We start from the raw sequence: 16,439 nt of genomic DNA, 5'->3' as shown, positions 1-16,439 counted from the left end.
CCTTCCGTGAGGAACCGCCCATGACCACCGCACCCGCCTCCAGCACCCAGGCCGCGATGCGCCTGCGCGAGCTCGTCTTCGGCGCCGCCTGCGCCGCCGCCGTCCGGGCGGCCGCCCGGCTCGGCGTGGCCGACGCGCTCGGCGACACCCCGACCAGCGTCACCGAGCTCGCCGACGCCCTCGACACCGAGCCCCGCCCGCTGCGCCGCCTGATGCGTGCGCTCACCTGCTACGGCATCTTCGCCGAGACCACCGACGACCGCTTCGAGCACACCGAAATGTCCCGCCTGCTGCGCGAGGACGCCCCCAACTCGCTGCGCTACATCTCCCTGTGGTGCACCGAGCCGTGGACCTGGGAGGCCTGGCCGAAGCTGGACGAGGCGGTGCGCTCCGGCCGCAACGTCTTCCCCGAGCTGTTCGGCAAGGACTTCTTCGAGTACCTGCACAGTGACGCGGGCGACTCGGCGAAGGTCTTCGACAAGGCGATGACCGCCTCCAGCCGCCAGTCCGCCTGGGACTTCGCCGAGTACCTGGACCTCACCGGCGTCGACTCGGTGGTGGACATCGGCGGTGGCCAGGGCCACGTGCTGGCCAGCCTGCTGGAGAAGCACCCGGCGCTGCACGGCACCCTGCTCGACCTGCCCAAGGTCGTCGCCGGCGCCGACCCGCGGCTGCAGGACGGCGGCGCGTTCTCCGCCCGCGCCCGGCTGGTGCCCGGCGACTGCCGGGCGGACATCCCGGTCCGCGCCGACCTGTACATCATCAAGAACATCCTGGAGTGGGACGACGAGAGCACCCGCCGCACCCTCGCCAACGTGGTCGCCGCGGCCCGTCCCGGCGCGCGCGTCGTGGTCGTCGAGAACCTGGTCGACGACAGCCCGTCGATGCGCTTCACCACCGCGATGGACCTGATGCTGCTGCTCAACGTCGGCGGCGCGAAGCACTCCAAGGACAGCCTGGTCCGGCTGATGGAGGACGCCGGCCTGGACGTCGCCGAGGTCCGCCCGGTCAACCCCTACCTGCACGCCTTCGAGGCCACCGTCCGCGGCTGAGCCTCTCCCGCGCGAACGACCGCCGTTCCCCAACTCCCAGGGGAACGGCGGTCGTTCTTTCGTTCATGTTCAAGGCGTCATGTTCAAGGCGTCATGTTCGAGATGTCACGTTCGGGACGTCACATTCGGGCCGTCACGCCTTCTTCGACGACTCCAGGTGCGCGAACACCACCACGTTGTCCAGGTAGTCCCGCTTCTGCTTGTCGTACATGCCGCCGCAGGTGATCAGCCGCAGCTGGGCGTCCGGGGTCTCCCCGTACACCTTCTGGTCGGGGATGGCGTTCTTGGCGAAGGTCTCGACGGAGTCCACCGAGAACACCGCGACCGTACCGTCCGCGCGCGCCACCTCGACCTTGTTGCCCGGCCGCAGCATGCTCAGCAGCAGGAACACCGCGGGGCCCGTGGTGGTGTCGACGTGCCCGACCACCACGGCGTTGCCGCGCTCGCCGGGGGTCACGCCGTCCTTGTACCAGCCGACCAGGTTCGTGTCGTTCGGCGGAGGGGCGTTGAGCTGGCCCGTCGCGTTGAGCGTCAGCTCGGTGAACGGGGCGTCGACGGCGATCTGCGGGATCCGCAGCCGCGTCGGCGTGGACTGTTTCAACGTCGGTGCCCCCGCCGCGGCGGCGGGGGCCGGGCCGGGCTTGGCCGCCCCGGGGACGACCGGTGCGACCGGCGCGACCGGCGCGATCGCCGCCGGGGGAGCGGCCGGACCGGCCGGTGCCCCCGCCGTCGGCGTGGTGTCCGGGGAGTTGTAGATCAGCAGCAGACCCACCGCCGCCGCGCCCATGCCCGCGCGCAGCAGCCGGGCCGTACCGGGGACGGGACCGACCATGGCTCACCTTTCCAAGACGACGTGTACAACGGTGCGCCACCCCTGCACGCCCCCCGCCGTGACGGGAGGCGCCCAGGGGCGGCGGCGGGGGTCAGACAGCGGCGCCGGTCGTCCGCCGGCCGCGGCGCAGCGCGAACGCGCCGGCCCCGAGCCCGCCGAGCAGCAGCACCGCACCCGAGGCCAGGCCGCCGCCGGACAGCGCCGAGCCGCCGCCGCCGGTGTGCACGCCGCCGTGCGGGGACTTGTGCTCCTCGCCACGGCCTTCGTTGCCACGGCCTTCGTTGCCACGGCCTTCGTTGCCACGGCCTTCGTTGCCACGGCCTTCGTTGCCCCGGCCTTCGTTGCCCCGGCCTTCGTTGCCCCGGCCTTCGTTGCCCCGGCCTTCGTTGCCCCGGCCTTCGTTGCCCCGGCCTTCGTTGCCCCGGCCTTCGTTGCCCCGGCCTTCGTTACCCCGGCCTTCGTTGCCACGGCCTTCGTCGTGGTTATTGTCGTGCTTCTCCTGCCAGGTGAGGTTCTTGGCCTGGTCCGAGGACCCGTCGGCGAAGGCCATGGGGGAGCCGACGGTCAGGACGGCGGCGACGGCCGCCCCGGCGAGCAGCGTGCGTGCAGAACGCATGAGGATGATCCTTCCGGCGCGTGGACCGCGACCGCCGGCACCGTGCCGGTCAAGGGGACTCGCGGAATTAGTGCGCCTGATCCACCGTCAACCACCGTGCCGCCGCCTGCCACCGGAGGAGTGGAGCGCCCGCGCGGCCCGTCCGCCCTTCGGGTGGACTCGCGGGTGTGTTCACCCGAGTGCCCGGAGGATCCGGGTGAATCGGGGTTGATGTGCCCACGATCAATGCGCCCGCGAAGGGGATCCGGACGCGCGTGGGCCCGCCCCCGGCGGGTGGCCGGGGGCGGGCCCAGAAGTGAGGACGGTCTAGCGGTCCCAGCGGTAGAACTCGCGGGCCATCGCGTCCTTGGGTTCGCGCCAGGTGGCGGGGTCGTAGGCCTGGACGTAGGCCGTCAGGCGGTCGCTGACGGCCCGGAACTCGGGGTGGCCGACGACCTTGGCGACGGCCGGGCCCGGCGGTCGGTCGGCCTCGATCAGGTGCAGGTAGACGTCGCCGAACTGGAACAGGCTGCGGCCGGTGACGCCGATCAGGTGCGGCAGTTCGCCCCGGTCGGAGTCGGCGAACACCTCGGCGATGTCCGGGGCGGCCTCCGGCTTCATCCGGGCGACGATGAGGGCGCGGTGCATGCCGGTCACTTTTCGTCCGCCCGCTTCTCGACCTTCTCGCGGATCAGCTGCATCTGGATCCGGGAGTTCTTGTTGATGTGGTTGACCATGCCCTCGTCGTCGACCGGCGCGGTGGGCTTCATCGCGAAGTCCTGGATCCAGCGCATCCTGGTGCCGGCCGGGACCTCGGCGTACTCCCAGCGGATGTCCATGAACTCGAACGGGCCGGGCTCGACCCGGCGGGCGCGGACCGCGAGCGAGGCCTTGTCGGTGGTGCGCTCGGAGACCCAGCTCCAGACCTTGCCGTTCTCGTCCGGGTGCATGGTGAGCCGGAAGCGGACGCTGTCGCCGTCGCGCTCCAGCACCTCGACGGAGGCGTATTCGCTGAACAGGTCCGGCCAGTTCTCCAGGTCGTTGGTGATCTCCCAGACCAGGTCGAGCGGCGCGGCGATGACGATCTCGTTGTCCGTGTGTCCGGGCATGTCAGGCACCGGCCTTCGTGAGGGAGGTGTTGACCAGCTCCAGGAACTCGGCCGGGGTCTTGGCGGACTCGGCGCCCGCGGTGACCTTGAAGCCGTGCCGGTTCTCCAGCTCGCCGACCACGCCGAGCAGGCCGAGCGAGTCGACCCCGAACTCGTCGAAGTCCGAGCCCGGGCGCTCCAGGTCGACCGGGTCGACGGTGACGCCCGCCCGGGCCTGGATCAGGGCGGCCAGTTCGGGGTAACTGAGGGTGTTTCTCACAGGATGTCCCTTCAAAGGAATGACGGGGTGGATCAGGACCCCTCCCCGCGCCGGAGCACCAGCGCGGCGTTGGAGCCCATCAGCCCGCGGCTGAGCACCAGGGCGGTGCGCAGCTCGGCCGGTCGGGCGCGGCCGGTCACCAGGGCGATGTCGTGGCAGGCCTCGGTGACGTTGGGGGTGGGCGGCAGCACGCCGTCCTCCATGGCCAGTACGGCGGCGGCGACGTCCAGCAGCGGGGCGCCGCAGTAGGCCCGGCCGATGCCGGTCTTGGGCGCGGTGACCGGGACGCGTTCGGCGTACGGGCCGAGGGCGTCGGCGAGGGCGAACGCCTCGGCCCGGTCGGCGGCCGGCACACCGAGCGCGTCCGCGAAGACCACGTCGATGTCCTCGGCCGCGGTCCGGGCGTCGGCCAGCGCAATCCGGATGGCGGCGGCCAGGCCCTCGCGGGACTCCTCCCACCGGGAGGCCCCGGTGAAGGTGGCGCCGTGCCCGGCCAGGTGGGCGCGGACGGGGGCGCCGCGCCGCCGGGCCGCCTGTTCGTCCTCCAGCAGCAGCATGGCGCCGCCCTCGGCGGGGGCGAAGCCGCAGGCCTGCGCGGTGAACGGCAGGTAGGCCCGGTCGGGCCGGTCGGCGAGGCTGAGCTCGGGGTAGCCGAGCTGGCAGACCATCGAGTACGGCGCGAGCGGGGCCTCGGCGGCGCCGGCCACAACCGCGTCGGTGCCGCGCTGGATCGCGCGGGCGGCGTGGGCGAGCGCGTCCAGGCCGCCGGCCTCGTCGCTGGCGACGACGCCGCAGGGGCCCTTGTAGCCGCCGCGGATCGAGATCTGGCCGGTGCTGGCCGCGTAGAACCATGCGATGGACTGGTAGGGGCCGACGAACTGCGGTCCCTGGCCCCAGAGTTGCTGGAGCTCGCGCTGGCCGAACTCGCCGCCGCCGGAGCCGGCCGCGGTCACCACGCCGACGGCGTAGGGCTGTTCGGCGTCCGGATGGAAGCCGGCGTCCGCGACGGCGAGGTCGGCGGCGGCCATCGCGTAGTGCGTGAAGCGGTCGGTCTGCACCAGGTAGCGGCTGTCGATCACGGCCTGCGGGTCGAAGTCCCGTACCTGGCCGGCTATGCGCAGCGGCAGCTCGGTGCAGCCGTCGCGGGATATCCGGTCGAGGACGCTCACGCCCTGCCTGGTGGCCTTCCAGAAGGCGTCGGCCCCGACGCCGTTCGGCGCCACCACGCCGAGGCCGGTGACCACCGCCCGGCGGCCCTGCTGACGTGACGTCATGGATCTCACCCCGTTCTGTTGAGCACGACGGCGGACTGGAATCCACCGAATCCGCTGCCGACCGAGAGGATGTGGCTCAGCGGCAGCTCGCGCGCGGTGCGCGGCACGTAGTCGAGGTCGCACTCCGGGTCGGGAGTCTCGTAGTTGGCGGTCGGCGGCACGACGCCGTGGGCGAGCGCCAGGGTGCAGGCGACGACCTCGATGGCGCCGATCGCGCCGAGCGAGTGACCGACCATCGACTTGATCGAGCTCATCGGCGTCCGGTAGGCGTGCCCGCCGAGCGAGCGCTTGACGGCGGCGGTCTCGTGCCGGTCGTTCTGCTTGGTGCCCGAGCCGTGCGCGTTGACGTAGTCGACGTCGGTGCGGTCCACCCGGGCGTGGGCGAGCGCGTCGTCGATCGCCCGGGACATCTCCAGCCCCTCCTGGGTGAGGCCGGTCATGTGGTAGGCGTTGCCGAAGGTGGCGAAGCCGCCGAGCTCGCCGTAGATCCGGGCGCCGCGGCGGCGGGCGTGCTCCAGTTCCTCCAGCACCAGGACGGCGCCGCCCTCGCCGAGGACGAAGCCGTCCCGGTGGGCGTCGAAGGGGCGGGAGGCGTGCTGCGGGTCGTCGTTGCGCTCGCTGGTGGCCTTGATGGCGTCGAAGCAGGCGACGGTGATCGGCGAGATCGGGGAGTCGGAGGCGCCGGCGATGCAGATGTCGGCGCGTCCCTCCTCGACGGCCTGGAAGCCGTAGCCGATCGCGTCGAGGCCGGAGGTGCAGCCGGTGGAGACGGTCTGCACCGGGCCGTGCGCGCCGGTGCGTTCGGCGACGGCGGAGGCCAGCGTGCTGGGCGCGAAGGCCCGGTGCAGCTGCGGTTCGGCCCGGCGGTGGTCGACGTCCCAGCGCGCGCCGGCGGCGCTGACCAGGGCGTAGTCGTGTTCCAGCCGGGTGGTGCCGCCGACGGCGGTGCCGAGCGAGACGGCTATCCGCCACGGGTCCTCGGCGGCCAGGTCCAGGCCGGCGTCGGCAATCGCCTCGTCGGCCGCGACCATCGCGAACTGCACGTAGCGGTCGGCCCGTTGGACTTCCTCCGGTCCCAGCCCGTGGGCCGCCGGGTCGAAGTCGCACTCGGCGGCTATCCGGGAGCGGAACCCGGTGGGGTCGAAGAGCGTGATGCCCCGGGTGGCGGTGCGGCCGGAGGTGAGGAGGTCCCAGAACGCCGGGACCCCGACCCCTCCGGGCGCGACCACGCCGATCCCGGTGACGGCGACGCGCCGGGTCACGAGGCCACCTTGGCGTGTTCCGGCGGGCCGGAGGCGGCGGTCTCCTCGGTGTCGACGTGGCCGAGTTCGGGGCGTGGGGCGAGCGGGCCGAGGTGGAAGACCATCCGGGCCTCGGTGTCGCCGACGTTGCGGAAGCGGTGGCGCATGTTGATCGGGATCATCAGGCCCTGGTTGGGTTTGATCGGGCGGGTCTCCCCGTCCAGGTCCACCTCCAGGTCGCCGCTCACCACGAACACGAACTCCTCGGAGTACGGGTGGTAGTGCTCGCCGATCCGCTCGCCGGGCTGCACGATCGCCAGGCCCATGAAGCCGCTGGTGGCCCCGCAGGTGGTGGGGGTGAGCATGGCGCGCAGGTCGCCGCCGCGCCGGCGGTTCTCGGGTGCCTCGTCGACGTTCATGATCCGTGGGTACTGCGTGGACATGGGGGTTTCCTCCGGGGAATGTGACGGGATGTCAGTTGACCTGCGAACTGCGGTCGGTGACCGGGTTCATGGCGCGCGCGGCGAGGAACGCGCCGAGCCCGGCCGCCGTCCGCAGGTCGCACTGCGGGCCGAGATCGAGCAGCCGGGCGAGCTCCGCGGCCTCCGCGTCGCCGGCCACGCCGAGGGCCGCCGCCGGGTCGGCCTCGGCCGGCACCCGCAGGTCCACCAGGCGGACGACCACGTCCTCCCGCCGGAACACGGTGCTCGCGGCGACCGGTCCGGTCGGGTCGGCGGTGGCGAGGTTGTCGTGGTCGGCCAGCAGCTCGGCGACGGCGCGTCCGTCGCCCGGGCGGACCGGGTAGAGCACGGCGTGCCGGTGCAGACGGCCGGAGGCGGGAGAGCTGGCGATCGCCTGGTGCTTGGCGGGCAGCGCCGCCTTCGCGAAGAACACACGCGCGGACTGCGGGTCGCCGAGCCGGCGGGCCTCCTCCAGGTACGGGTTGATCGCCTCCTCGACGGCCCGCACCTCGGGCTGCATCGCCACGTGGCGCAGCGCGTCGCCCAGGCTGCCGGTCACCTCGACGGCCCGGACCACCCGGTTGCCGTGCATGAACAGCGAGGTGCGGTGCAGCCGGGTGAACTCGTCCACCTCGGCCTTCGGGGAGGTGTAGCCGGCCAGGATCCGGGCCACCTCGGGCTCGCTGCCGGGCTTGACGGTGAAGGTGAGGGCGTGCCGGACCACGCCGTCCGGGCCGGGCTCGGCCTTCGGCGGGCCGACGTGCCCGGCCGACTCGGTGCGCGGCAGGCCGGGCGGGACCTCTCTCGGCGCCCGGGTGCCGGTGGCGCCGGCCGCGGAGGTCTGGCGCAGGACGGCGTAGCGCATCGAGCGGAAGTTGTCGCTGACGCAGCCGTGCATGGGCTTGACCATCTCGCGGTGGGCATCGCTGTCCACCCACTCCAGGAAGGTCTCCTGGTCCTCCCACTCGCTGGTGATCAGCCACTGCCGCGGGTCGTTGATCGACTGGCAGAGCTGGTCGCTGACATGGCCGGGGACCGCGGCCACCGCGTGGCGCAGCTGCTCGTAGACGTCCAGGAAGCGCTGCTGCGCGCCGTCCTGGATCTCCAGCATCAGTACCACCCGGAGGCGGGTGTCGGACTCGGCGTGCTGCTTCGCCTGCGGTTCGGACAGAGTCGTCATGATCCACTTTCTGCTCTGGGCCGCACGCTGCGGGCCGTTTCCGGCCGCGTCCGGCGGGGGGCTCCCTGGGGGCGGGCGGTGCGACGGCGGTCGGCCCGGGCAGTCGGCGCCAGGCCTGAGGTCGATCGTGCGCGGCGCGTACGGGGGTGCGCGAGATTTGCGGGCCATCCGGGCGAAGATCCGGCACAAGGGGGCCTGGGTGGGGGATGGAAGAGCGGGGCCGCCGCCACTGCGGGCCCCGTCGAGGGCGGCGCCGAGCCGATTCGCCGGGCCGCGGAATCCCCGTACAGGGCGGAGCAACTGATGAATCCGAAGGTTGACGACCGGGTGCCGGTCCTGATCGTGGGCGGCTCCCTGGTCGGGCTGTCGGCCTCGCTCTTCCTCGGCCGTCTGGGTGTCAGACACCTGCTGGTCGAGAAGCACGCCGACACCTCGCATCACCCGCGTGGCCGAGGCAACAACATCCGCACGATGGAGCTGTACCGGGTGGCCGGGATCGAGCCGGCGATCCGCGAGGCGGCCTCGGTGCTCGCCCAGAACCACGGCATCCTGCAGGCCCCCTCGCTGACCGGGGCCGAGCAGGAGTGGCTGTTCCGGGAGATCGACCCGGGCGGGCGGCTGGCCCGGTTCAGCCCCAGCTCCTGGTGCCTGTGCAGCCAGAACGACCTGGAGCCGGTGCTGCTGCGCTCGGCCCGTGAGCTCGGCGGGGACATCCGGTTCAGCACCGAGCTGGTCACCTTCGAGCAGGACGCCGAGGGCGTCACCTCACTCCTGCGCAGCCGGGAGACCGGCGAGGAGCGGTGGGTGCGCTCGCAGTACCTGGTGGCGGCGGACGGCCCGCGCAGCCCGGTCCGCGAGCGCCTCGGCATCGGCCAGAGCGGCAAGGGCGAGCTGTTCCACAACGTCAGCATCACCTTCCGGGCCAAGCGGCTGGCGGACGTGGTCGGCGACCGGCACTTCATCGCCTGCTACCTCACCAACCCGGAGGCGGACGGCGCGCTCCTGCCGGTGGACAACCAGGAGGAGTGGGTCTTCCACGCGCCCTGGCACCCCGAGCACGGCGAGCCGCTGGACTCGTTCACCGACGAGCGCTGCGAACGGCACATCCGCACCGCCGTCGGCATGCCGAACCTCGACGTCGAGGTGACCGGCAAGGCGCCCTGGCACGCCGCCGAACGGGTGGCCGAGCGGTACGGCGCCGGGCGGGTCTTCCTCGCCGGCGACTCCGCGCACGAGATGTCGCCGACCGGCGCGTTCGGCTCCAACACCGGCATCCAGGACGCGCACAACCTCGCGTGGAAGCTGGCCGCCGTGCTGTGCGGCTGGGCGGGCCCGGGCCTGCTGGAGACGTACGGGCGCGAGCGCCGCCCGGTCGCGCAGGTGACCGGCGAGCGCGCCTCGGCCCGCTCGGCCGAGCACAGCCACCCCGGGTACCTGGTGGTGCCGGGCGCCGGCCGGCAGGCCGGGGTGCTGGCGGTGGCGCTCGGCTACCGCTACCCCGAGGGCGCGGTCGCCGGAGCGGACCCGGCGGGCGCCGTGGTGCCCGAGACGTTCGAGTCGGCCGGCGAGCCGGGCAGCCGGGCGCCGCACCAGTGGCTGCTGCGGGCGGGGGTGAAGCTCTCCACGCTGGACCTGTACGAGCAGGCGATGGTGCTGCTCACCGGCCCCGGCCCCGACGGCGACGCCTGGCACACGGGCGCGCGCCGCGCCGCGGACCGGCTGGCCGTCCCGCTGGACGCGTACCGGATCGGCGACGGCGCGGAGGACGACCTGGCGCCGGAGCCGGGTGCGGACTTCGCCGCCCTGCACGGCATCGGCCCGGACGGCGCGGTGCTGGTCCGGCCCGACGGCTTCGTCGCCTGGCGCTCGGCCGGCGCGGCGGAGGACCCGGAGGGCGCGATGGCGGAGGCGCTGCGGGCGGTGCTGAGCCTGTAGGCGTGTGTTGGGCGTGTCGGGCGCGGGTGGGTGCGGACATGCGGAGGGCCCGCCGGTCGCTGCTCGACCGGCGGGCCCGTCCTGTGACTGCTGACTGCGATCAGTGGCCGCCCGCGTCGACCACCTCGACGTCCGCGACCTCCTGCTCGATCGCCTCGGCCGGCAGCGCCACGTGGATCGCCCAGTAGTAGATGCCGAGCGAGAAGAGCGCCACGATGCCCATGTCGTACCACATCGGGATCCGGCCGGTGCCGTCGCCGAAGCCGCCCTGCCAGGAGATCAGGCCGAGGCCGAGCAGGTAGACCGGCAGCCACTGCGCGGCCTTCCAGTTCAGCCGCGGCGCGTTCGGCAGGCCCTTGCGGATCGCGTACGCCGCGTAGCTGCCGAGCAGGACGTAGCCGAGCACGATCGCGATGCCCAGGCGGGAGAGGATGTGCCAGCCGGACCAGTAGATGATCAGGCTGGAGACCGCGAACGCGGCCGGCGAGATCACGCCGCCGAGCGGCAGGCGGTAGGAGCGCTCGCGCTGGGGCAGCCGGCGGCGCAGCGCGCCGAAGGCCAGCGGGGCGCCCGCGTACATCAGCACGCTCGCGGAGGTGATGAAGCCGACCAGCTCCTGCCAGCTCGGGAAGGGCAGGAAGCAGATCACGCCGGTGACGAAGGAGATGATCAGGCCGAACCACGGCACGCCGCGCTTGTCGAGGCGCTCGAACATCTGCGGCGCGTAGCCGTTGCGGCTCAGGCCGTAGGAGATGCGCGAGGTGGAGGTGGTGTAGATCAGGCCGGTGCCGCCGGGGGAGATGACCGCGTCGGCGTACAGCACCCAGGCCAGCCAGCCGAGGCCGACCACGGTGGCCAGGCCCGCGAACGGGCCGTCGATGCCGGGGAAGTCGAGCTTGTCCCAGCCGTTGGCGAAGGAGCTCACCGGCAGCGCGCCGATGAAGACGACCTGCAGCAGGGTGTAGATCAGGGTGCCGATGGCGACCGAGCCGAGGACGGCGCGCGGGATGTCGCGCTTGGGGTTGCGGCTCTCACCGGCGATCTGGATGGCCTGCTCGAAGCCGAGCAGAGCGAAGATGATGCCGCTGGTGCTGATCGCGGCGAGCACGCCCTTGCTGCCGAACGGGGCGAAGCCGTGCGAGGTGAAGTTGGAGCCGTGGAAGTTGGACACGGCCAGGACGAAGATCGTGAACAGCGGGACGAAGATCTTCAGCCAGGTGGCGATGCTGTTCGTACGCGCAAGGATCCGTACGCCGAGGAAGTTGACCGCGACGAACACCGCCATGAGCAGGGTGGCGACGACGAAACCGCTGGTGGTGAGGGTGTTGTTGCTGGCGTTGAGCAGTCCTTCGGCAAACGGCCAGTGCTTGGCGTAGCCGATCATCGCCTCGACCTCGATCGGTGCGACGGTCGCGGCCTGGAGCCAGGAGAACCAGCCGAAGGACATGCCCGCCAGGCCGCCGAAGGCGTAGTGCGGGTACCGTGCGGTGCCGCCCGAGACCGGGAAGAGCCCGCCGAGTTCGGCGTGCACGAGGGCGAGGAGCACGATCGCGACGGCGCCGATGCCCCAGGAGATGACCGCGGCTGGGCCGGCGGCGACTACGGCGTTCTTGGCGCCGAACAGCCAGCCGGAGCCGATGATCGAGCCGACCGAGGCCCACATGAGCCCGATGAGGCCGACGTGGCGGCGGAGCGACCGGTGGGTGGTTCCGGAGTCGGAACCGGTGCTCTGACCCGGAGGCGAGACCTGGTTAAGGGAAACCATTGGCAATCTCTCTGTGTGTGGGGGCCCCGGCAGTCGGAGCGCGGAGAGTTGCCACACAGTAGGGCTATTCATAGGCCTATGCACAGAGCTCGTTACTGAATGTTTACTTACTTCTCCCGACATTCTCGCTGGTAGGGGGTGGTGTGCTTTCCGGTGTATTACGTGACCGGCGAGTAGGTTCACTATTTGAGCCGGAATTGAGCATCGGCTGGTTGTTGTGCAATATAGACGGCACCTTGCGTCATGGAAATGGTGATCGCTGCATACCGATGCGGCGCGTGGTGGCTGCGTGTGCACGCCGTGGTCGAGGAGCTGCCGGACGCGGACGTCAGGGCCTTCGCGCTGGGACTGGTGTCGCCGCCCATGCCGCCGGACGCGGTCCCGAAGCCCATGACGGCGAAGACCGGCCCGATGCCGGCGACGAACAGGCCGACGAACACCGACGCGGCGATTCCGGCCGCGGTCCCCGATGGGGCCCGGTCGGCGGCCACCGCCCGGTGCGGCTGATCGGGCAGGTGCCGCACCGGCACGTGGTCGCCCATGACGCGCGGCACACCCGAGGTGTCCCGGAACCGGATGTCCCGGCCGTCCGGGATGCGGAACCCGAGGATCACGTGCCGCACACTGCGGGTGCGCCGGTCGGACGGGTCCGTCCCCACCCGCCCTTCTGCCACGTACGTCTCCAGGCAGCGGGCCTCCGCCGTCAGCCCGTGGGCCAGGGTCCGCGCCCGCAGCCGGGCCTTGTGCACCGCGGCGATCGGGAATGCCGGCCCCACAGCCATGACCAGCAGCCCGATGACGCCGAAGAAGTACCCGACGACATTGCCGTCCTCCGGCATGCCCACCCCCCCGCGGATCTGCCCGTCGAACGTATCAACCATCGCCTGGGGGACGGTACTTGGGCGGATCCGGTTCCCCCGGCCCACCGGGGATCCGGTGCTACCGCTGCGCCAGGAAGGCCGCGATCCCGTCCACCACCGCCGGCTCGACATGCCCCGGCCTCGCGTACTCGGCCGGGGTGGCGGGGCCGGTGCCGGGGATGAAGAGGTGGTTGGCGTCGTCGTGGATCCGGATCGTCACGTCGGGCCGGTTCGCGAGGGCGTCCCGCCAGCGGGTCAGGTCGTCGGCGACGGTCACCTGGTAGTCCCGTCCGCCCTGCAGGATCAGGATCGGGAGGGCCAGTTCGGCCGCCGTGGCCACGGGGTCGTAGCCGCGCTGGTCGAGCCAGAAGGCGGCGGAGAAGCCGAACGGAAGCAGCTCCGACGGCGTGTCGGGCGTGAGGTCGGGGCCCGCCACCAGCGCGGCCTGCCGGACCAGCGCCGCCACCGCCTCGTCGGCGCCAGGCCCGGGGGTGAGCGCCGCGAGATAGCGGGCCACCCGGACCGCGGCCTCGTGCATCGGCTGCGCGTCCGCCGCGAGCAGGACCAGCCCCGCGATCTCGGGCGAGGCGACGGCGATCCGGGGTGCCACCTTGCCGCCCATGCTGTGGCCGACGAGATGGATCCGGGTTGCGTCCACCTCGGGCTGCTGCCGGAGGAGTTCGACGGCGGCGAGGGTGTGCGGCAGGTACTCGTCGGTCATCGTGAGGGCCGGACCGTCCGGACGCGTGAAACTCCGCTTGTCGAAGCGCAGCACGGCCACCTGCCGGGAGGCGAGCCCCCAAGCGAGGTCCTTGAGGGGCTTGTTCGGGCCGCTGGTCTCGTCCCGGTCGAACGCGCCGCCGCCGCTGAGCAGCACCACGGCCGGCCAGGGCCCGGGGCCGACGGGCAGGCTCAGCGTGCCGGGCACGGTGAACTCCCCGGTGCCGAGCCGGACTTCGCGCTCGGTGAACCGGGCCGGGGCAGCGTAGTGCGGCGGCTGCCACGCGGTGCCGTCGTCCGGGCCGGCGAGCCGCAGGCCGTGCAGCAGGCCGTCGCCGCCCACCGAACTGACCACGGTGAAGCCGCCGTTCGCGCAGCTCACCGGGATGCGGATGCGGACGAGGCCGGCCTCGCCGGGCTCGCTCACCGGCTCCCCGACCTCCGTGACCCCGCCCCGTCCCGCGGCCTCGGCCGTCCACGCGAGCCGCAGCGCCTCGGTGTTGACGACGGCGCGCAGCGGCGGCGCGAACAACTCGACGATCTCGGCGAAAGCCTCCGCCCGCAGCAGCGCGGCGAAGCCTCGCGCGACCTCCCGCGTCCTTGCCTCATCCATTCGCATACTTGAGAACGGTAGCAGTCATGAGAAGGTTTGGACATGGACTCCCTGGAACTGCTTGCCCACCCCATCCGGCTGCGGATCGTTCATGCGATGGGCGGTGGACGGCAGATGACCACCGCTCAGCTCAGCGCACGCATCCCCGAGGCCTCCAAGGCCACCGTCTACCGGCACATCGACCTGCTCGTGGGCGGCGGGATCCTGGAGGTGGCCGAGGAACGGAAGGTGCGCGGCGCGGTGCAGCGGCACTACCGGCTGCGCCAGGACCGGGCCGTGATCGGCCCCGACGTGGTCCGCTCGCTCACCCCCGAGGACCACCGGCAGACCTTCGCCACCGCGATGACCGCCCTGCTGGCCGAGTTCAACGCCTACCTCGACCGCGACCCCGACCCCGTGGCCGATCAGGTGGGCTACCGCCAGCACGCCCTCTGGCTCAGCCCTGCGGAGCTGGACGACCTGATCGCCGACCTCCGCGCGGCCATCGTCCCCAGGCTCGCCAACCGGCCCACCCCCGAGCGCACACAGCACCTGCTGAGCCCGATCCACTTCCCGGTGGAAGGGCCACCGCGCTGACGGCCGCCGCACACATATGATCAACTTCCCGCAGGGCGTGCGAAGCGCAACCGCGAACAATCCAGGGGGATGATCACATGGTCGAACTCTCCGACAGCCCGATGACCTGGGTGATGGCCGGGGACAGCATCACCCAGGCGGTCCTGCACACCCACGGGGCCCGCGGGTGGGTGGAGCACGTGCAGGAACGCGTCTGCTGGCAGCTCGACCGGCTGACGGACATCGTGGTCAACACCGGCGTGTCCGCCTGGCGTGCGACGGACGTGCTCGGCGCGTACGACTACGTCATCGGGCGGTTCGAGCCGGACGTGCTGTCGATCTCGCTGGGCACCAACGACGCCCGCGCCGGACTGGACGGGCTCCCGGAGTTCCACGACGCCATGCGCGAGATCATCGCCCGCAGCTCCGGCGCGCAGATCGTGCTGCACACGCCGCTCCTGGTCAGCCACGACGGCCGCCCCGCGCGCGCCGAACTGCCCGCCTACTGCCAGGCCGTCCGCGAGATCGCCGCGGACACCAGCGCCCTGCTCGTCGACCACGAGGCGTACTGGCGCGCCGAGTTCCCGGACACGGCCCCGATCGCGTGGCTCGACGACCCCGCACACCCCAACGCGGTCGGCCACCTGCACATGGCCAACCACACGCTGAGCACGCTGGGGCTGGGCGCACTCGCCGAGCTGTGATCGCGGCGGGCGTGACGTGGCCCGGTGTCAGCGCCCCGTGAAACAGTCAGGTCCAAGCCCAGGGGACGAGGAAGGGAGCACCATGAACGTGCTGCCGGAGATCGTCGGACGTGATGACTTCGCTGCTCTGATCATCAGGACCGACTACGACGACGAGGCGGCATGGCGGGCGGTGGTGGCGGAGGTTGCTCAACCATGGGGGCCCGACGGCGAGTTCGAGACCTACGTTCACGTGGTCGATGATCCGGTCTGGGCCGGGGCGACGCCCGAGGCGGTCCTCGCCACGGTGAGACGGGACGAGGAACTCTGCGTGGTCTTCGTCGCCGATGGTGCCACGATGCAGTCCGCCCACCACGCCCTTCTCGCCCTGGACATCGCAGCAGAGGACGAAGACCTCGACCCGATGTACGACCAGGAACTGATCGACTCTCCGCAGGCCCGCGAGTTCCGCGCCACTCCGGCCGCTGTGCACGACGTGCACGCGAACCTGTCGATCGCGAACCTGGACTTCGAGGACTTCGCCGAGGCAGCGCTCGCCTCTCCCGACGGCGTCCTCCGACTCGTGTGAGGAGGCCCGGTACGCACCGAGGGCGTATGAGTGGCTGGCGGCCCAGTCGAACCGGATGAGGCGGGCCTCAGGCCGCGCGTCCTGCCGTCCCCGCTCCCCGGGGCCGGATGCTCTGCACACCCGGCTCCGGGAGGACGGCGAACACCTGCTTCGTCGACTCAGGCCGCGAGCAGGGCCTTGACGCGGAGGAAGATGTCGTCGTCGTCCAACTCCACGGACTCCGCCTCGATATCGGTCACGATCCGCTGCAGGAGCTTCGCCCACTCGCTGACGAATTCTTGTGTACGGACCACCGAATCACCCCGCTCGGTCAGCAGCGACTCGTAGTTCCCGAGCGTGCTGTGCCAGCGTGCCTGAATCCTCAGCGAATCGCCCTCGCGGACCACTCGCCATTCGGCCGAGAACGTGTCGGATCCCCAGAAGACCTCGGTCTCCGAGAATTCCGGCCGTTGAATTTCCTCGAGAAGGGGCACCAGGTCGTCGAGAAGGGCGGCGAGGTCATAGCCGTATGCCAGCCGGACCGGCACCAGGTTCCAGACGAGGAAGGCATCCTCGGCCTCGGAGGAGTACATCTCACCGACCGCGTCGGCCATGTCGGCGGCGGATTCGCACTTCCGGACGGCCGGACAGCCTGCCTGGATCGAGAAGCTCATCGTCGTTCCTATCGCGTGGTCGGGTAAGCGTGCACCTTGCCGTTGGGGTACACCTCGACGAAG

Annotated in this window: 18 protein-coding genes; 5 read left to right on the top strand and 13 right to left on the bottom strand. The window is 71.9% G+C overall.

The annotated features are described in order from the left end of the window. Positions 1-20: 20 nt before the first annotated feature. The gene (locus tag KV557_RS17715; RefSeq protein WP_218201305.1) at positions 21-1,052 is read left to right on the top strand and encodes a methyltransferase; all 1,032 of its coding nucleotides are present in this window, start codon (positions 21-23) and stop codon (positions 1,050-1,052) included. Positions 1,053-1,185: 133 nt separating this feature from the next. Here KV557_RS17715 and KV557_RS17710 read toward each other — a convergent pair whose 3' ends face one another. The 9 genes from KV557_RS17710 to KV557_RS17670 all read right to left on the bottom strand — a co-directional run bounded on the left by KV557_RS17710 (position 1,186) and on the right by KV557_RS17670 (position 8,003). Next, the gene (locus KV557_RS17710) at positions 1,186-1,884 is read right to left on the bottom strand and encodes a class F sortase (RefSeq protein ID WP_256177569.1); all 699 of its coding nucleotides are present in this window, start codon (positions 1,882-1,884) and stop codon (positions 1,186-1,188) included. Between the two features lie 91 nt (positions 1,885-1,975). Continuing rightward, positions 1,976-2,500: a hypothetical protein gene (locus tag KV557_RS17705; RefSeq protein WP_218201303.1), complete on the bottom strand. Its 525-nt coding sequence runs from the start codon at positions 2,498-2,500 to the stop codon at positions 1,976-1,978. Positions 2,501-2,806: 306 nt separating this feature from the next. After that, the gene (locus tag KV557_RS17700; protein WP_218201301.1) at positions 2,807-3,127 is read right to left on the bottom strand and encodes a TcmI family type II polyketide cyclase; all 321 of its coding nucleotides are present in this window, start codon (positions 3,125-3,127) and stop codon (positions 2,807-2,809) included. 5 nt (positions 3,128-3,132) lie between these two features. Next, the gene (locus KV557_RS17695) at positions 3,133-3,588 is read right to left on the bottom strand and encodes an SRPBCC family protein (protein WP_218201299.1); all 456 of its coding nucleotides are present in this window, start codon (positions 3,586-3,588) and stop codon (positions 3,133-3,135) included. A gap of 1 nt (position 3,589) precedes the next feature. Continuing rightward, on the bottom strand, positions 3,590-3,847 hold the full coding sequence (locus KV557_RS17690; protein WP_218201297.1) for an acyl carrier protein: 258 nt from the start codon (positions 3,845-3,847) through the stop codon (positions 3,590-3,592). 32 nt (positions 3,848-3,879) lie between these two features. Then, the gene (locus tag KV557_RS17685) at positions 3,880-5,121 is read right to left on the bottom strand and encodes a beta-ketoacyl synthase N-terminal-like domain-containing protein (RefSeq protein ID WP_218201294.1); all 1,242 of its coding nucleotides are present in this window, start codon (positions 5,119-5,121) and stop codon (positions 3,880-3,882) included. A gap of 5 nt (positions 5,122-5,126) precedes the next feature. Continuing rightward, positions 5,127-6,383: a beta-ketoacyl-[acyl-carrier-protein] synthase family protein gene (locus KV557_RS17680; protein ID WP_218201292.1), complete on the bottom strand. Its 1,257-nt coding sequence runs from the start codon at positions 6,381-6,383 to the stop codon at positions 5,127-5,129. Further along, entirely contained in the window at positions 6,380-6,805 is a 426-nt protein-coding gene (locus tag KV557_RS17675; RefSeq protein ID WP_218201290.1) for a cupin domain-containing protein, read from the bottom strand. The genes KV557_RS17680 and KV557_RS17675 overlap by 4 nt, the downstream gene beginning before the upstream one ends. A 31-nt stretch (positions 6,806-6,836) precedes the next feature. Further along, a complete protein-coding gene (locus tag KV557_RS17670) occupies positions 6,837-8,003 on the bottom strand; it encodes a SchA/CurD-like domain-containing protein (protein WP_218201289.1) in 1,167 nt (388 codons plus the stop codon). 303 nt (positions 8,004-8,306) lie between these two features. Here KV557_RS17670 and KV557_RS17665 point away from each other — a divergent pair, with 303 nt between their 5' ends. Next, the gene (locus KV557_RS17665; RefSeq protein ID WP_218201288.1) at positions 8,307-9,938 is read left to right on the top strand and encodes an FAD-dependent oxidoreductase; all 1,632 of its coding nucleotides are present in this window, start codon (positions 8,307-8,309) and stop codon (positions 9,936-9,938) included. 100 nt (positions 9,939-10,038) lie between these two features. On the opposite strand, the gene KV557_RS17660 is transcribed toward KV557_RS17665, so the two are convergent. The 3 genes from KV557_RS17660 to KV557_RS17650 form a co-directional block, all read right to left on the bottom strand. Next, complete coding sequence (locus KV557_RS17660) at positions 10,039-11,703, bottom strand: APC family permease (RefSeq protein ID WP_218201287.1); 1,665 nt, start codon at positions 11,701-11,703, stop codon at positions 10,039-10,041. Positions 11,704-11,885: 182 nt separating this feature from the next. Continuing rightward, positions 11,886-12,542, bottom strand: coding sequence for a DUF3592 domain-containing protein (locus tag KV557_RS17655; protein WP_218201286.1), 657 nt, complete (start codon positions 12,540-12,542; stop codon positions 11,886-11,888). A gap of 100 nt (positions 12,543-12,642) precedes the next feature. Continuing rightward, entirely contained in the window at positions 12,643-13,896 is a 1,254-nt protein-coding gene (locus tag KV557_RS17650; RefSeq protein WP_218201285.1) for an alpha/beta hydrolase family protein, read from the bottom strand. 42 nt (positions 13,897-13,938) lie between these two features. Here KV557_RS17650 and KV557_RS17645 point away from each other — a divergent pair, with 42 nt between their 5' ends. The 3 genes from KV557_RS17645 (at position 13,939) to KV557_RS17635 (ending at position 15,723) form a co-directional block, all read left to right on the top strand. Further along, the gene (locus tag KV557_RS17645) at positions 13,939-14,472 is read left to right on the top strand and encodes a helix-turn-helix domain-containing protein (protein ID WP_218201282.1); all 534 of its coding nucleotides are present in this window, start codon (positions 13,939-13,941) and stop codon (positions 14,470-14,472) included. A gap of 77 nt (positions 14,473-14,549) precedes the next feature. Next, entirely contained in the window at positions 14,550-15,155 is a 606-nt protein-coding gene (locus KV557_RS17640; protein ID WP_218201281.1) for an SGNH/GDSL hydrolase family protein, read from the top strand. A gap of 82 nt (positions 15,156-15,237) precedes the next feature. Continuing rightward, the gene (locus tag KV557_RS17635) at positions 15,238-15,723 is read left to right on the top strand and encodes a DUF6924 domain-containing protein (protein WP_218201279.1); all 486 of its coding nucleotides are present in this window, start codon (positions 15,238-15,240) and stop codon (positions 15,721-15,723) included. A gap of 158 nt (positions 15,724-15,881) precedes the next feature. On the opposite strand, the gene KV557_RS17630 is transcribed toward KV557_RS17635, so the two are convergent. Further along, positions 15,882-16,376: a hypothetical protein gene (locus KV557_RS17630; protein ID WP_218201277.1), complete on the bottom strand. Its 495-nt coding sequence runs from the start codon at positions 16,374-16,376 to the stop codon at positions 15,882-15,884. Positions 16,377-16,439 lie beyond the last annotated feature (63 nt).

Source organism: Kitasatospora aureofaciens (genome assembly GCF_019192735.1).
GTDB classification, from domain to species: Bacteria; Actinomycetota; Actinomycetes; order Streptomycetales; family Streptomycetaceae; genus Kitasatospora; species Kitasatospora aureofaciens_A.
The sequence above is the reverse complement of the archived record's forward strand: the minus strand, read 5'-3'. Positions and strand labels throughout refer to the sequence as shown.

What these genes read in the sequence shown, in the direction of transcription:
- KV557_RS17715 (WP_218201305.1), top strand. Translation starts at nt 21, where the DNA reads ATGACCACCGCACCCGCCTCCAGCACCCAGGCCGCGATGCGCCTGCGC.
- KV557_RS17710 (WP_256177569.1), bottom strand. Translation starts at nt 1,884, where the DNA reads ATGGTCGGTCCCGTCCCCGGTACGGCCCGGCTGCTGCGCGCGGGCATG.
- KV557_RS17705 (WP_218201303.1), bottom strand. Translation starts at nt 2,500, where the DNA reads ATGCGTTCTGCACGCACGCTGCTCGCCGGGGCGGCCGTCGCCGCCGTC.
- KV557_RS17700 (WP_218201301.1), bottom strand. Translation starts at nt 3,127, where the DNA reads ATGCACCGCGCCCTCATCGTCGCCCGGATGAAGCCGGAGGCCGCCCCG.
- KV557_RS17695 (WP_218201299.1), bottom strand. Translation starts at nt 3,588, where the DNA reads ATGCCCGGACACACGGACAACGAGATCGTCATCGCCGCGCCGCTCGAC.
- KV557_RS17685 (WP_218201294.1), bottom strand. Translation starts at nt 5,121, where the DNA reads ATGACGTCACGTCAGCAGGGCCGCCGGGCGGTGGTCACCGGCCTCGGC.
- KV557_RS17675 (WP_218201290.1), bottom strand. Translation starts at nt 6,805, where the DNA reads ATGTCCACGCAGTACCCACGGATCATGAACGTCGACGAGGCACCCGAG.
- KV557_RS17670 (WP_218201289.1), bottom strand. Translation starts at nt 8,003, where the DNA reads ATGACGACTCTGTCCGAACCGCAGGCGAAGCAGCACGCCGAGTCCGAC.
- KV557_RS17665 (WP_218201288.1), top strand. Translation starts at nt 8,307, where the DNA reads ATGAATCCGAAGGTTGACGACCGGGTGCCGGTCCTGATCGTGGGCGGC.
- KV557_RS17660 (WP_218201287.1), bottom strand. Translation starts at nt 11,703, where the DNA reads ATGGTTTCCCTTAACCAGGTCTCGCCTCCGGGTCAGAGCACCGGTTCC.
- KV557_RS17655 (WP_218201286.1), bottom strand. Translation starts at nt 12,542, where the DNA reads ATGCCGGAGGACGGCAATGTCGTCGGGTACTTCTTCGGCGTCATCGGG.
- KV557_RS17650 (WP_218201285.1), bottom strand. Translation starts at nt 13,896, where the DNA reads ATGGATGAGGCAAGGACGCGGGAGGTCGCGCGAGGCTTCGCCGCGCTG.
- KV557_RS17645 (WP_218201282.1), top strand. Translation starts at nt 13,939, where the DNA reads ATGGACTCCCTGGAACTGCTTGCCCACCCCATCCGGCTGCGGATCGTT.
- KV557_RS17640 (WP_218201281.1), top strand. Translation starts at nt 14,550, where the DNA reads ATGGTCGAACTCTCCGACAGCCCGATGACCTGGGTGATGGCCGGGGAC.
- KV557_RS17635 (WP_218201279.1), top strand. Translation starts at nt 15,238, where the DNA reads ATGAACGTGCTGCCGGAGATCGTCGGACGTGATGACTTCGCTGCTCTG.
- KV557_RS17630 (WP_218201277.1), bottom strand. Translation starts at nt 16,376, where the DNA reads ATGAGCTTCTCGATCCAGGCAGGCTGTCCGGCCGTCCGGAAGTGCGAA.